The sequence below is a fragment of the Bacillus sp. EB106-04-02-XG92 genome (genome assembly GCF_058791995.1).
Genome location: NZ_JBYTEA010000009.1, coordinates 85019 through 101171, shown reverse-complemented (window position 1 = coordinate 101171; position 16153 = coordinate 85019). Strand labels below are relative to the sequence as shown.

Genomic DNA, 16153 nt, shown 5'->3' with positions numbered 1-16153 from the left:
CCCTCTCCTTTTTCTTCCCCTAGTTTATTCTTCAATTACAATAGCCTGACTATAATCTAGCCAGGCCTATAATATTATTCTTCTCTGATAGTATCAATAATATTATCTTGTTTAATTTTTTTCAATGGATTTAAGACTGATAAATAACTAATTATTAAAGCTGAAACAAACGTAATGATACAAGCCTCATAAGGAATCGTCCATGCCATTTTCAACTTATCAGAAATAGCTAAATATAAAATATAAGACAATATACAACCAAAAAAGATTCCTTGTAAACTTCCAGAAAAACCGTAAATCAGAGCTTCATAGGTAATCATTTTTTTCAAATCTTTTTGTGACATACCAATGGATTTCAAAGCAGCCAATTCTTTTCGTCTAGTCATGATACTTATAGTTATAGTATTGAGGATATTAACGCTACTAATTAAAGAAATGACTATGATAAAACTATATGCAAGTACTTGTAAAGTAAGTTTTTCTTCTTTTTTAGTCTTATTTTCTTGATAATTATTTACAATTGCAATGGAATATCTTTTTCCAATCGTGTTTTCTATTTCCTTAACTGTCGCAGAAGATTGAGTTACATCCTTTAATTTAGTTTCAAATCTATTCTTCTTTTCGTTTACATTAGATATATTTCCAAGTGATTTCAATTGACGCAAAACTTGTTCACTTTCAGCTAAATGATCTGAATTATTATCCGCTAGCTTAATTGTAATATCCGATGTAACAGATAACTTATCAAAAGATTTAGATGCAAATGCAACATTCATTAAATACGAAAAAGTAATAAATAACACACTACTTATAATGATTGATAAAATTGTAATGGTATAACGATTTTTATTGCGCTTCACATTTTTCATAGCCATGTTCAAAGGAAAAGATACAGGTTTTCTCAATATGTAATTCTTTTGTTTTTTGATTTGTTCCTTTTTAATTGACAACCTACTGCTGATTGCTAACAATGGGGAAATTTTTCCTGCAAAATAAGCTGGGTACAAACTTGACGCTATTACAGAGAGGAAGGTAATAATTGAACTAATCAATAAAATCTTCCAATCAACATGGAATATGGAGACTCCTTTACTATTTTCCATTAAAAGTGAAAAAGTGAATTGAAGAGATGCAAGTGCTATTAAGCTGCATATAATTCCTAATGGTATAGCGATAACAGCCAGAAAAGTAGCTTCTCTCAGCACGATTTGTCTAATTTGCTTTCGTGTTGCACCGATGCTTCTCAACAATCCAAACTGTCTCGTCCGTTCCACGACACTAATTTGAAAAGCGTTGTAAATCACAACAACTGTCGCTATCACAACAATACTGATAGTAATAATTAGCGTGGCCATAATCGAATTATTGTAACCTGGTTTCTCTAATTGAATTAATTCTTCACTTATATTAATATTATTCTCTCCGGAAATAGTCTTGATTCCCTCTAAAACCTCATTAAAATTTGCTTCCGGGCTAATTCCGACTAATATTTTTCCTTCCCCAGTGCTAAACTTACTCTTATAGGTTAGTAACCGTCCTACTTTATTTTCCTGTGTATATACACTATCACTTAGAAAACCTACCAATTTGTATTTTTTTTCATTTAATTCGAATGAATCACCTATTTGGATATTATCTTTTATATAAGGTAATACCCATGGATCAATAGCAACTTCTTGATCATTAGATGGCAATCTCCCCTTAATAACACTGTGTTTTAAAAACTCCAAGGCGTTTTCATCAGCAAAATTCATTTGTACAGCAGCCTCTCCGACTTGGACTGTTTCTCCTTGTGACATTAAACCAAACGATTCAATTTGCGGGTTATATTTAATTTTTTTCAATATCGATTCATCGTAATTTAATACAACAGCATGAAAAGAATACCCTAGCCTCTTTTTCGTATTCTCAATTTGAGAAATCTGAGTTCCCTTCATAAATAGGCCGATTGTAGAAATTAACGCTACAGAGAGTATGATTCCGATCAAAGTTAAAATTGTACGTTTCATATTCCCCTTTAAGTATCTCCTACTTAATTGTTTATAGTTACCAATCAAAATTAGTTTCCTCCCGTCTTAGGCTTATTTGTGGCTAGCCACTGATCGGAAATGATTTGGCCATCTTCAATTGTAATAATACGGTCAGAAGTTGATGCAATTTTTAAATCATGAGTAATCAATACAATAGTTTGATTATATTTTTTTGCCGTCAATCTTAATAAATCCATGACTTCTTTTGTATTTTGAGTATCAAGATTCCCTGTAGGCTCATCAGCTAAAATCAAATGCGGTCGATTTATAAGTGCTCTCCCAATCGAAACCCGTTGTTGCTGACCTCCTGATAATTCTGATGGTAAATGATTTCTTCTTTCATGAAGTCCCAGAATTTCAATAATTTCGTCCATATAAGAATTATCTATAGGTTCATTATCCAGTAAAGTGGGTAAAGCTATATTCTCCTGCACATTCAATACAGGAATTAAATTAAAGAACTGAAATATAAAGCCAACTTTTCTTCTTCTAAATATCGAAAGTTCATTATCTGGATATTTATAAATATTATTCTCTCCAATAAATACTTTTCCTGAACTTGGGCGGTCTAATCCTCCCAAAATATGCAACAATGTACTTTTACCTGATCCAGAAGCTCCTACTATTGAAACAAATTCTCCCTGATGTATTGTAAGGTTTATGCCCTTCAAAGCATCTACCCTACTATTACCTTCACCATAACTTTTGACGACATCCTCTATTCTTACGATTTCCATTCATATCACCTTATTTTCATTTTAAATTAGTCTTGTACCTCTACAAAGTTTATTTTATGCTGATTATTCGGTGAGACCTTATCAATATCTTGTAAAACTTTGTTTACTTCTGGTTTGTTTTTATAATCAAAATCACGTTTTTTAAATTGAATTAATTTCATTATTGACTCTGATTCAGAAATTGCATTATAGTCTTGGTCTTTTAGAATAACAAGGTTCATGGGGTCATACCCAATCCAAATTTGCTGCTTAACATGCTGGGCAGGTACCATCTTACCGTTCAAATTCAACTGGTTATTTTCAAAATTATCAACCGTAGGATTATCACCCGCATAAGAAAATAATAGATTCTGATCACTAGATACTTTATTTTTATCTCTCACCATCTCAGAAATAGTAGACGCTGAATTCGGATCTTTTCTAGCTCTTAGAAGTCCCTTATTAAATAATTTTACCGCGGTAGAACTATTGATAACTGCATATTCTGTAGTATTGATTTCAAATTCTTCATTTGTATCATTTTGTTTCTTATCTTCTTTTGATAATTGGGTCTTTCTTATTGTAGCGACGTACTTAACTTTATAGTCTATAGATTGCTTTATATCGTCTTTAAATTCTTTTTTGACTTTTTCTACATCAGCTGCAGTACCACTAACTAGAATTCCATCGACTGGTTGTCCTGGACCTTGCACATAACGTTTTACTCCTAATCCTATCCCCATAAAAATGGCAATAACCACCGCATAACTTATAATTTTTTTCATTAAAATACTCCTTTCATAAATGATTTATATCTGGATTATAGATGAAATTTTTTCATAAGTTAATGACTTCTATCTAACTATGTGACTTCTAATCTTACAATTTTGTAAGATTAGAAGTCACATAGTTTATATTTTATGTCCGAAGACTCCCCACTTAATTTGTTTAATGGTGGGATAGCGCTAGTAAATAGATAGGAGATACTGTCGAAAAAAGATAAAAATGACACGATTATTTCAGTGGATTTTTTACAAACTTTTATGTAAAATGTTTATGTATAACCAAACAAAATTACATTATGTTTGTTAAATTATACTAAAACTAAACAAAATTGATGAATGTTATTAATACCAATAACAACATTCATCATTACGAAAAACATACCTTCATAAGTGAAATATTAAAAAATTGATAAGAAAACATTATGGATTCTTGAAAAAATTACAATCCTATGAAAAACAAGATTGTTACCAAAAATAGCTTGAAAAGAGGGAGAAAATTATGGAACAAAGGAAATATTCAGTAACACCTCAAGATCGAATGAATTATATACTAGGTCTTTATTCCGCAAATCAACAAATTAATGCCGTTCTTTATTTTCCTATAGGTATATCGAAAAAGGTACTTGAACAATCAGTAAGGATAACGTTACAATTACAGCCCGTTTTAAACAGCCGTTTTGTAGAAAGTGATATACCTTACTGGGAGGAACATTCATCTAGTACTAACTCACCAATTTGTTTTTTTGCAAAAGGAAATGATCAAAATCTTGAAACGATGGCAATAGATTTTATTAAGCAATCTGGAGATCTTATTCAGGGGCCAATGGTTCAGACAAAATTATTACAAGGTACTTCAACAAATATGTTAGTTATGAAATTATCTCACCTTTGTTCAGATGGTGCTGGAGTCAAGGAATATATTAATTTACTGGGAGCAATTTATACTCAACTTTCTCTGGGGCGGTCTAAGGATGAAATTATAAAGAGATTTAATGAAGAAAATGACGGTTTTCGAGATCAATCACCTGTATTCGAATATACTGGAATAATAGACATCAAAAGTGCGTATCGGCCCAGCCAAGAACAACAAGCAGCATTATGGTCTTTTCCATCTCAACCTAATAAAAATACTTATCCCAAAATGGCCGTTCGACGGTTAAGCCATGAGCAAACTCTACGTTTAACCCAATGGACAAAAATACAACAAGCTACCTTAAATGATGCCATCATGACTGCATACTTCCGCTCTTTATCACATTTTGCTGTGTATGCAGAACCTCGCACAGCAGAAAAAATGATTGGTTTAACAATTGATTTACGCCGATATCTTCCTAATCATACAACTGGTTCAATTTGCAACTTATCTGGGATGGAAATGCCAGTGATTAAAATGGAAAATGATGACTCATTTAGTCAAACTTTAGTTCGAGTCAAAGAATCAATGGATACAATAAAATCTCAAAATCCAGGTCTTTCTTCAGCTGCAGGAATGGAGTTACTGGCAAGTAAAAAGCTATCTGTAGTGAAGGAAATGTATAAACAGCAATACGAACTGGCTTTACAAATGGGAATGGCTTTACCGTTACTTACTAATTTCGGATCAATAGCTGATGAACCTATTAAGTTTGGTGAAGTTCAAGCTCAGGACGGGTATATAACATCACCAATTATGTATGCACCATTTTTTACAATGGGTGCAAGTTCTTACAATGGGAGACTTACATTTACAATTGGTTATCATTCGCCGGATACTACAAAAGAAAAGGTAGAGCAATTTTTAGAAAGTGTGGTCAATCAATTATCAAAATTGTAATGATAGTATCACCCTAAGCTCAATAAGTTAAGTTTATAAATCTAGCCAGGAAGATTCCTTCCTCAAGGAATGCGAAGGAAGGATGTGAGAGATGAACTGGCTTCGGACATAAGATGTAAGGAAGCCAGTTTAGTTGTTCGCCATACATGGGATACCGGCCCATTCCCATTAACCTAAGAAAACAAATGTGAGATACTTCAAAATATTGGTTTGATGCACATGGTTCGGTTCCCTCATATGCTTGGATTAAAATCATTACAAACAGCTTTTAAAAAAATGCTGCAATAGAAGTTATGCATATCATCAAAATAGAAGGAATTTTTTAATCTTCAATTAATTACATTTGATAAATGACTCATATTAATTGAAAATAAAAGAGAATTAGCTGTATTTAATTATGTAAAAAACACACAATTAAATACAGCTATAATTATTATAAAACTCATATCAACATATCAGCGAAAGCAGATCCAACGTTATTTTTACGCTTCATATGCTTTTCTAAATATATTTTTGTGGTTTGAATATTTTCGTGACCAAGTGTTTGCATTAAATGATATAAATCTGCATTTCCTTGTTCTACTGCCATAATTGCAAAAGCATGTCGAAATGTATGTGCGGTTACTGGATTTTCACGATATTGTAAGAACTCTAAGTTTGTCTTCTTTATCATATCTGTTACTTGGTTTGATAATGTTTTAGAGTTATATGCATTTCCTCTTTGATTTATAAATAACGGACTCTCATCCCCTTTTTCCAATACCGTTTGGAAACCCCTTCTTCTCCTCACCTCACAAATACATTGGTATAAATGTTCTGAAACGAAAAGTTCACGCACTTTGTCCCCTTTCCCCCTAACCTTTAACCAATACTTTCCATCATAGTGTAAATCTTTTACTCTTGCAGTACACAACTCCTGAATACGTGCACCAGTACTAGCTAATGCAAGTATTATTGTATAGTTTATTAAATGTCCTCTTTCTTTATAAAAACCTAATATTTTCATGACTTCCTCATAGGATAAATCTCGATTCGGCCGATCTTTTTCATTTACATTTGCACGCTGTAATTCTTCATGAAGTGGTTTTTCAATATACCCAAATACATGAAGATGTTTTAAAAAAGAACGAATCAATACCGTTTTCTTCGCCAAAGTTGCAACAGCATACGTATTCCCACCTCGACCATTTTGTATATTTTTTAACCAGTAATTAAATTTACGAATATGCCAAGGCTGTAATGTTTTTAATAAGGAAGCATTTCGCTGAACTTCTTCCCCATTCACTTCAAACTCTTCTGCATGCTGCACCATACATTCGCAAAATGATAGTATCTCAGACACATAACTCTTTTTTGTACCATCCTTTCTATTTTTCTTTTCATCCATATCATTTTGCAAATTTACAAAATGATATATCACTTCAAGATCACCTAGAAAAGCATATTTTCCCTTTCCTTCTTTTTCTGCATCCTCTATCTTTTGTTCCAAATCATTCATATAACGATTGTTATACATAAATGAAGATATACCTTTTATATTGTCTAAATATATATCTTTAAATTCTCTTTGACTTTTTAAAATAGGTAAATTTTCGTTTTGACTTTTATTATCCATACCTATACATCACCTCTTCTTGTATAGATTTTAATCTTTAGTATATTTATTAAGTATACTATGATTTTTATATCACTTACATCAATTATAGAAATTAATAATCATATTATTTCTGTAATAAGTCTATATTCTTCTCTATTTAGTTATACATGTAATTTTCTATAATTATTTACTATATAGATAAACATTTATCATAATTTTATACACTTTGATAAAACATCTATATATAAATAATCATCAGACTTTATCTAAAATTAAAATAAAGTTATAAACCACTTTTACATATTGCTATAATGATAATTTATTTTATATTCAAATCATATTTTATATCTAATTAAGAATCTGATATGATATATATATACTTTATGAATTATAGAGAGTAAATAAGGAGGTATACTTTCATGACACAAGATTTACTGTTTATTACAAAACCCACAGTAACAACAAAAGAAGCAGCAGATTTAATGGGAGTTACCGTTCAGACCATTCTAAAGAAAGAAAAAGAAGGCCTTATAGAATGTGTATATAAAGATAATTGGAAGCAATTCGGAAGTAAAATATTCTATTTAGAAGATATTGAACGGTTAATGAATAAAGATGTAATAAAAGGATTAAGTACAAAAAAAGCAGCAGAAATTCTAAACATAGCACCCTCCACAATCTTTACATATATTAAATCTGGAAAATTAAAAGCCTCGATGGTAGAAAAGCGGGGTAAACAAGTATATGTCATTGATGAAGAAGAACTAGAAAATTTCCAGCTTAATTACGAAAAAGCTACAACAAAAGAACGTAAAACATTCATTACTAAGATTCAGGATACGGACATTTACTTATATCAATTATTAATACAGCAACATACAGGAAAAAAAGCTAGAGTAATAGAAATTAATGGATCAGATGGGAAGGTTCTTACAGAGGATGAAGAAATTTTCTCATTATCAGCTTATAAAGAACATGGTTATTCTCTTGAACCCTTCAAAAAACACACAGTAATTACGAAGCGAGGCTATTTATCTTTTACATTTAAAAAACCTCAGTTATTTAATTCTATTACTTATAATCTAATAAATTTATTTTATAAAGAGCTTGGTGTCACAAATATGCGATTAACTACTACACAAGATATCATCAGATTGGAAATTAAACCATTTATTTTACAGGTAGATCCATTACAGTTCCAAGAAGAGATTAAGTATTTATATTCACATATGAAGTCAGGCTCAATACTCCCTCATGTTGAAGGTATTTATTTTAAAAGTAATGTAGAGCCATTAACTTTTCATGCAGATCATGACTTTAAGCAAAAAGTAATTCAAATGGCTGCTGAATCTGGTATGGGGCAAGAAGAGTTTTTATTACAAGCAGTAAAATCATATATTGAAAAGTTTTGAAGTTTATTTACATCAACTTCCTACGGGTACATTATTATATTTCTATCCTCCAATAATTATCTAATCGATATAGTTGTCTTATAAGTAAAAAACGTAGAAATTATAAATTCCTACGTTTTTTACTATATAAGTTGCTACTAATCGCTTATCTATATTTTTAAAAGATATCAAATTTTAAATTTGATATTTATACAATCTTAATCCTGTTCCTTCAATTCAGGTTGGACTTCTAAATTTATTGGACTTTGTATCTGTTTTTTATCTGGAATCGGCTTCCACCAATTACCTGTTATAAACAACATGGTCAAAAGATTATAACTATCACTGAAATAACTCTCTTTTTTATTCTTCATCCAATCCCAACCGCTATTTACCCATTCTTGATTATTGCTGTTAGTAGTACCAGCGGCAATAAAGGGCGAAACGTATACCGCTGTTGGATAATCACCGATATTTGTTCCGTCTAGTTTATAGCCGTCTACAATTTTAGATGGATTACCTTTTGTTTTACCCTTTATCCATGTAGCAACTTTATCAGAAATCACCTTACCTCTCTTTTCTCCATACATTGCATAGTCCATAACAATTCGGAGTGGTACACGACTCGCATTATAGTAATATGAATCAGTATATTTTGATTCATCTAAAAAATCTTTCGGTGCAGGCTGTGGTGGATTTTTTACAACAAAATCAGAAATCAATCCTGTCTTTGGTGAATATTTATTTGTGAAATTTGTATAAGTATTGTAGAGATTATCAATAACATTAAGCCAAGTTTTATCTCCCGTAAATTCGTAGAATGCCCTTAAATGAGACATCATCCAGTCGGATGGTCTAGTATCAAATGTACTTTTGTCCCCCCAATCCCCTAAATTCAAACCATTATTTTTTGTCACATTACTGGCCTTAATACCTTTTGTAATCATATTTTGAGCTTCTTTTAAATAATTGATTTTCCCACTTGATCCCCATTGCTTATGAGCAAGAAGAAGTGAATAAGCAATGTCTAAATCTCCATCTGTTGCAGAATCAAAATGCCCTTGTGCTTTCTTGTCATCTGCTACAACCCACCCCATTAAATTTGGGTTTATGGAACTTTTAAAAGCTCTTGCTGTTTTAAATAAGCCATCATAAATAGTCTGAGCATTTGAATCATGTCCTGCCATTAAAACTGTGATAATCATCCCATATCCTTGTCCTTCTGAAGTTCCTAATGGTCTAAACCCATCTGGGTTTCCCGTAATCTCACCCTTAACATAATACCCACCAGGAAGTGAAGATAAATCATTCTTTAGATACTTCTTCTTCCAATCGTTATAATAATTTTTAACTGCATTATTCAAACTTTCCTGTGAAACATGATTCGGTTTTAAAATTCCTGAGTAATTTACTTGTTGAGGAAAAGGTTTCATCTCCTTAGCGACAGCGGATACTTGAGAAGAGTTTGTTATAATAGAAGAATTGATTTTGTGTCCATTATTTATTAATGTGTCATTGTCTATAGCTGCTGCTGAAATACAATTAGTATAGCTTGCAAACCCAATCCCACATGCACATATAACGGTGAATATCGTTCTTTTTTCTACCATTTTTTCATCTCCTTTAAAATAAATTTAAAATTCAGAAAAATTTTTCATTTCTATAATAATTACTCCCTTAACAAACGTACCCTTTTTTTGAAGGATTTGGAATACAGTTAGATATTTTTCAAATGAAGTCTGACTTGGTATATTCTTTATACTTTTCTAATATAAGAGTACTCATCTAAGCAATTTCTATAACTTATGGTAGTTAATACTTGAAATAGTTAACATAAATAATGTTATGCACATTAAAAAATAATTAAAATTATCATACAGTAACTAAATATTATTATGTGGTGACGATAACTCTAAATTATTTTTAATAATTAATAGACAACTAATTTTATTTATATCAAAAACTATATTTTAATAAGAATATTTCCTTATAAACCTTAGATAAAAGAAATATAAAACTACAAAATAATAGATTTGAAAAACCTTGTTCAAAATACGTCTGAATTTACATTTTCAACTATTTTTATAGGGAAATTCTAATCAAAACATATCAATTAGTATACTTTTTGGGAATAATCACACATTTCTATAAAGGTAAATTTTTTCTCATGGACTAATCCAAACTTATGTTTTCAAGTGTATTTGTATTTTAGATTCAACAGTATTTCAACTTCCTATTATATTTTCATCAATTTATCCTGGTACTGGAGGATGCAGCCATACAACTAGAGTAAAGATACAGCCTAAGTATAATTTATCAAGTGGACAATTCCTTCATATTGATACAGGTCCAGGTAGTTATTTCTAACAATGACTTTAAATAGGAAATACAAGGATACATAATTATTTATTAAGATTTATTTGTATAACCTCTAAATGAATGCTTTTCATATTTTTTTGGATATAAATCATTAATCATTGCATATGGACTCCCATTCCAGTATCTTAGTAATGGAGTCCATAATCTATGCCTTTTTAGCCAATCCATTGTATATTTCTGTAATAATTGATTATCTGTCAGCTTTTCTTTTTCCTCAATTGTCCATCTTAATGCATCAAGCGCTTTTTCTTTCGTCCAAAAATTATTAGGAGCCTTAGTAAATTCCCATTCTTTAAATTGATTTGGATACAAATCATTGATCATTGCATATGGACTATCATTCCAATACAATTGTATGGCCCCTCTTAATCCCAATTGCGTTAACCATTTTTTTTCGTAAATATTTTTCAATTGTTCCTGATTTAACTTTTCTTTTACTTCAATTGTCCATTTCAATGCTTGTAATGCCTTTTCTTTCGTCCAAAAATTATTAGGAGCCTTAGTAAATTCCCATTCTTTAAATCGGTTTGGGTATAAGTCATTAATCATCGCGTATGGGCTACCATCCCAAATCACCCGTAAAGGTGCACTTAGTCGCCGTTCATTTAACCATTTTTGCCCATAAATTTGCAAAAGTTTTTGTGGAGATAGTTTTTCCTCATCTTCAATTATCCATCTTAATAATTGTAAGGCTTTTTCTTTCGTCCAAAAATTTAATGGTGTCATTTTAAATTCCCATTCCTTAAATCGGTTCGGATATACATCATTAATCATCGCATACGGACTATTTTCATATTTAAGCTTCAATAAGCCATGTAGTCGGTACTTCACAATTAATGCGTTACCCCAATGCAGTTTAATCTCTTCTTCGTTCCACTTTAAAATATTTGTTACTAAATACCTTGTTACTCTTTTAGCCATATCATTGTTTTCATCTGACTTCCAAGTATTTCTTGGGAATCTATTTCTTTTTCCATCTAATATCTCCTGATAAATTTCCTCTATAGTAATGGCTTTAATATGCATTTCACAATTTTCATTCCTTTCCCGCCTTTTAAATACATAAAATTCCAATATATTTTTATAGGTTAAAACTATGACCTTGTCATTCTATGGAAAAACTTCAATAATGCTTTCCAAGAAAATTAATGTGGATATTTATAAAATGATTTATGTATAAAATACAATCAATCTCTATTAAATTCTGCCATGAGTATCCAGGTGAATTAGATAATATAAGTAAAAAAGACCACTGTATTTATAAAATTCACAATGGTCATTTTTATCGTTTTCCGACAGAAGACTCCTTCCTCAAAAATGTGAAGGTGTGATACACCAATTTTAGGTGGGAGATGAATGTCGGTTGGCATAAGCCAACATGTTTACTATCATTTACTTGTACAGATTGCTCTTTGAAAACTGAAGATATGAGATTGGTTGCAGAAAAACGTTGCAACCGTAAAATCTTCAACGTTCTTTCGCCCCACGCTTGCCCAAGTTGCGAAAACCAAGCTAAAGTAGGTAGTGTGGTGAGTCAACGTACAAGATACTTATGTTTTCACCGTAGGGACTACGGGTAGAGCCTGCTAAGATAACCGGTGGATACACCGGTGTTCGCAGGAATCTCCCACTTCAAACAGTCCGTAAGGACGTTGAGTGGTGAGTAGTTCAATACTCTTATATCATATTTATTATATTTATTTCTCTTTGCCCTGTTTCTAAATAATAAATTTCGAAACTAATTCTGATAATGCTTCTACTTTTTCTTTTATTTTGTTAGATTGATTCGAGATTTCTTCAATTGAGGCTGCCTGTGATTGGATTGATTGTACCGTTTGAGTTGTTTCCTTAGCTACTTGCGTTGCGGTTTCAGAAACACTCGACATAGAGGCGTTTACTTCTTCTGTGCCGGCAGACATTTCTTCTGTCGCTGCAGATACTTCTTGAATTTGACTAGTGATTTTATTAATAGCTACCATAATAGATGAGAATGCTTGATCCGCTTTATTAGCTGTTTCTTTTCCTTCCGACGCTTTTTGTTGGCCTTTTTGCATTGCATCAACTGTATCTTTTGTATCTTGTTGAATGGCTAGTATTAAATGATTAATTTCATCTGCAGATGCTTTAGACTGTTCAGCTAAATTCCCAACTTCCGCTGCTACCACTGCGAATCCTTTTCCATTTTCTCCAGCACGTGCAGCTTCAATTGAAGCATTTAAGGCAAGGAGGTTTGTTTGTTCAGCAATATTAGTGATCGCATCCAGAGCTTTATCAATTTGCTGTGTACGCATAACAAGTCTCTCTATTACTGTGGATGTTTCTTCAACAACCTCATGAATACTATTCATTTGAAGGATAGATTGTTTAATTACTTCACTACCAGAATTTACTTGTTCTGTTGTTGTGACCGCCACTTCTGTAACCGTTGCTGAAGACTCAGCTACAGTTTGAACGCCAGTCGCAATTTCTTCCATTGATGAAGAGCTTTCTTGTATACTAGTAACTTGTCCTTCTATTTTTTTATCAACTTCGGATATAGTTTGAACTACCTCTCTTGATATATGAGATGCTCTTTTAGTATCTTGCAACATTCCATTGGTAGAAGAAATGACCTCTTGCGTTGTGATTTTTACTTCTCCAATTAATTGTTGTAAGTTATCCAGCATACTATTAAAAGACCTTACAATACTTCCTAATTCATTATCCGATTTATAAGAAGTACGTATCGTTAAATCACCTGCAGATACCTTTTCCATATCTCTTTCTAATAATACAATTGGTTGTCTAATTGCACTTTTAATGATATATCCTATAAAAATAACGATTGCGATTGCTATAATAGAGATACTAACAAACAGCATTATAGTATTTGTTGCACTGGCTGTATTATTTTTTTGTAATTGATCTGCATTATTATTATTAACCTGAATGAGCTCACGAATAGCCTGTACTGCCTTTTTCATATTAGGGTCAACTTCTTTCAGATAATAAGCATATGCTTCTTCATTATTAGATTGTCCCAAATCTTGTACTTTCCTCAGTTGTGTTCTTAATTCATTAAATACTGCATGAAATGTTGTATACAATTCTTTTTCTTTATTAGAACTAACTCTAGACTCAAACTTCTTTATTAACTGATCAGTTTCAGTACGAGCTACATCTATTTCTGCCAAAAGCTCCTTTATTCTTTCCTGATCTTTTGATAGAATAGTTTCCTTTACATTCATATTGATTAGATAAAAATTAGACTCTATAGCTCCTATCCACTGAATTGGTAATAAACTATCTTCATACATCGTATTAGATGCATGCTCCCCTTTTTTCAGGCCAATAAATCCTAGGATAGATAATATTATACAAGCCACACTTGCTATAATTACTAATACATTTAATGTTGTACCAATTTTACTGTTTTTAAAAAACGACAATTAACTCCACTCCATTGTTATATTATGATTAAATAATTTCATTTACATAAATAAAAGACATTTAATTGTTTATATCTATTAAAAAACCGTATAAAGTTTTCTAAAATAAGAAAGTTCATATTTAAATCTAAATTTAAATATAGTCCGTTAAAAAGAACGTGTTTTCATCTATTTATCTAAACACGCTCCTGCTAATATTAAAACCCTATAGTAATTGCTTATTCCATTCTGATTTCCTTTTTTACTAATACATATCTTTTTATATACGATTATCATGCCAGAAGTTTATTGGAAAATGATCATTCTCATTATAAGCTTCAAATTCATAACCTTTTTCTTTTAATCCTTTTATAATTGCTGGAACTGCCGCGACAGATTGGGGATGAATATCATGCATTAAAACAATTTCTTTTGAAGATGTCGCACCTGCCAATACATTTTGCACAATTTTTGCGGCTGCTACTTCAACGGCTAATTTATTGTATTTCCAATCTAAAGAATCAATTGTCCAATCCCATACTTTTAAATCATTTCCGACCACTTGATTTCGAAGTGATTCATTTAAGCCAGGCATTGATCCATATGGTGGCCGTGTTAATTTCGGGGAGTTTCCAATAACATTTTTAATTAAAGATTGATCCTCTTTCATTTCCTTAACATATTCATTATTGGTGTATAACCTTTTAAAATCATGTGTCATGCTATGCATGCCAACATAATGACTCTCTACATGTTCTCGTTTCACTAAATCTGGGAACCTTTTCACATTGTCACCAATTAAAAAGAATGTTGCTTTCACATTATTTCTTTTTAATATATCTAATAGGTTAGCTGTATATTTTCCTGGTCCATCATCAAAAGTTAAATATACAACTTTTCTTTCTTTACCATCAAAACGATTAGGTATTAATTTTCTAAATTCATTTTTAGGAAGACTGCTCACTTGTTGTACACTGTTTTCCTCTTCTGCATTTACTAGCTTAGGATTCGTTATAGATTGAAACATGTAATAACCTATTGCTACTAATGTAATAGCTAACAATACACATAAAATTCTTTTTTTCTTTAGCTTAATTTTCATACCATAATTCTTCTTTCTATCCTATTATTCCGCTATATGTTATTTAACCAAACTCATTTTGCCTTTGTTAGTAGTTTTAATAATCTGGATAAGCCCTATTAATTTCCTGCACTACTGCTCATACCATTTCCAATAATAGTTAGAACTAATGGATATAACACTGGCCCTAATGTAAGGAAAATGTTTAAAATTATAATAAACTTGTATAGGAAACCGTTTTTTTGATTATTAAGATCTAAAAATATCAAGACAACTAATGTTATTATAGTAATTAAATATAATAATAAAATTATCAACCAATAGTACATCATTATAGTAGCATTCCACTTTCCTAATAGTTGGTATGTTATCCCTACAACTATTCCTAATACTGCAGCATTAAAGGAAATAAACAAAGTTCTGTATAGTATTTTAGGGAATATTTTATAATACACCTTTTTATTTGATAGATCTATTAAAATGGCCAAAGATAGATATGCCAGTAATACTCCCACCCAATTTAAGATCCAATCTTGATTTCCCATTAAATTAAACAAAAGTGCAATGCCCCCTCCTAATGCAAAAATCAAAGAGATCATAATATTATTTAAAGCTGATTTCATGATGTTCTCACTTCCTTAATAATTTTTATCGTTTTCCGACAGAAGGCTCCTTCCTCAAAATGTGAAGGTGTGAAACACCAATTTTAGGTGGGAGATGAATGTCGGTTGGCATAAGCCAACATGTTTGCTATCATTTACTTGTACAGATTGCTCTTTGAAAACTGAAGATATGAGGTTGGTTGCAGAAAAACGTTGCAACCGTAAAATCTTCAACGTTCTTTCGCCCCATACTTGCCGAAGTTGCGAAAACCAAGCTAAAGTAGGTAGTGTGGTGAGTCAACGTACAAGATACTTATGTTTTCACCGTAGGGACTACGGGTAGAGCCTGCTA

The 16153-nt window shown here is 31.4% G+C and carries 11 protein-coding genes and 1 pseudogene; 3 read left to right on the top strand and 9 right to left on the bottom strand.

What is annotated here, in order from left to right:
* Positions 1-74: 74 nt before the first annotated feature.
* From AC3WVA_RS20825 to AC3WVA_RS20815, 3 genes are read right to left on the bottom strand one after another with little or no spacing between them, the layout of a single operon-like run.
* Positions 75-2057 carry an ABC transporter permease gene (locus AC3WVA_RS20825; RefSeq protein ID WP_492322146.1) on the bottom strand — a complete coding sequence of 661 codons (1983 nt, stop codon included), beginning with the start codon at positions 2055-2057 and terminating at the stop codon, positions 75-77.
* Between the two features lie 2 nt (positions 2058-2059).
* Positions 2060-2767, bottom strand: coding sequence for an ABC transporter ATP-binding protein (locus tag AC3WVA_RS20820; protein WP_098131280.1), 708 nt, complete (start codon positions 2765-2767; stop codon positions 2060-2062).
* A gap of 26 nt (positions 2768-2793) precedes the next feature.
* A complete protein-coding gene (locus AC3WVA_RS20815; protein WP_098131279.1) occupies positions 2794-3531 on the bottom strand; it encodes a lipoprotein BA_5634 family protein in 738 nt (245 codons plus the stop codon).
* Between the two features lie 499 nt (positions 3532-4030).
* Between AC3WVA_RS20815 and AC3WVA_RS20810 the strand changes: the two genes are divergently transcribed.
* Entirely contained in the window at positions 4031-5344 is a 1314-nt protein-coding gene (locus AC3WVA_RS20810) for a condensation domain-containing protein (RefSeq protein WP_492322145.1), read from the top strand.
* Between the two features lie 442 nt (positions 5345-5786).
* Here the strand turns inward: AC3WVA_RS20810 and AC3WVA_RS20805 are convergent, their stop codons facing one another.
* Positions 5787-6959, bottom strand: a complete 1173-nt coding sequence (locus tag AC3WVA_RS20805) for a tyrosine-type recombinase/integrase (RefSeq protein ID WP_492322144.1) — start codon at positions 6957-6959, stop codon at positions 5787-5789.
* Positions 6960-7360: 401 nt separating this feature from the next.
* Between AC3WVA_RS20805 and AC3WVA_RS20800 the strand changes: the two genes are divergently transcribed.
* Positions 7361-8353, top strand: a complete 993-nt coding sequence (locus tag AC3WVA_RS20800) for a helix-turn-helix domain-containing protein (RefSeq protein ID WP_429604132.1) — start codon at positions 7361-7363, stop codon at positions 8351-8353.
* Positions 8354-8550: 197 nt separating this feature from the next.
* Here AC3WVA_RS20800 and AC3WVA_RS20795 read toward each other — a convergent pair whose 3' ends face one another.
* The gene (locus tag AC3WVA_RS20795) at positions 8551-9942 is read right to left on the bottom strand and encodes a family 8 glycosyl hydrolase (RefSeq protein ID WP_429604131.1); all 1392 of its coding nucleotides are present in this window, start codon (positions 9940-9942) and stop codon (positions 8551-8553) included.
* Between the two features lie 571 nt (positions 9943-10513).
* On the opposite strand from AC3WVA_RS20795, the pseudogene AC3WVA_RS20790 reads away from it, so the two are divergent.
* Positions 10514-10687, top strand: a pseudogene (locus AC3WVA_RS20790) (IS4 family transposase); the annotation flags it as partial.
* Positions 10688-10741: 54 nt separating this feature from the next.
* Here AC3WVA_RS20790 and AC3WVA_RS20785 read toward each other — a convergent pair.
* The 4 genes from AC3WVA_RS20785 to AC3WVA_RS20770 form a co-directional block, all read right to left on the bottom strand.
* Entirely contained in the window at positions 10742-11737 is a 996-nt protein-coding gene (locus AC3WVA_RS20785) for a DUF4046 domain-containing protein (RefSeq protein WP_429604130.1), read from the bottom strand.
* Positions 11738-12429: 692 nt separating this feature from the next.
* Positions 12430-14139, bottom strand: coding sequence for a methyl-accepting chemotaxis protein (locus AC3WVA_RS20780; protein WP_157410505.1), 1710 nt, complete (start codon positions 14137-14139; stop codon positions 12430-12432).
* 259 nt (positions 14140-14398) lie between these two features.
* On the bottom strand, positions 14399-15220 hold the full coding sequence (locus AC3WVA_RS20775; protein WP_071758605.1) for a peptidoglycan-N-acetylglucosamine deacetylase: 822 nt from the start codon (positions 15218-15220) through the stop codon (positions 14399-14401).
* Between the two features lie 98 nt (positions 15221-15318).
* Positions 15319-15822, bottom strand: a complete 504-nt coding sequence (locus AC3WVA_RS20770; RefSeq protein ID WP_088314991.1) for a DUF3902 family protein — start codon at positions 15820-15822, stop codon at positions 15319-15321.
* Between the last annotated feature and the right edge of the window lie 331 nt (positions 15823-16153).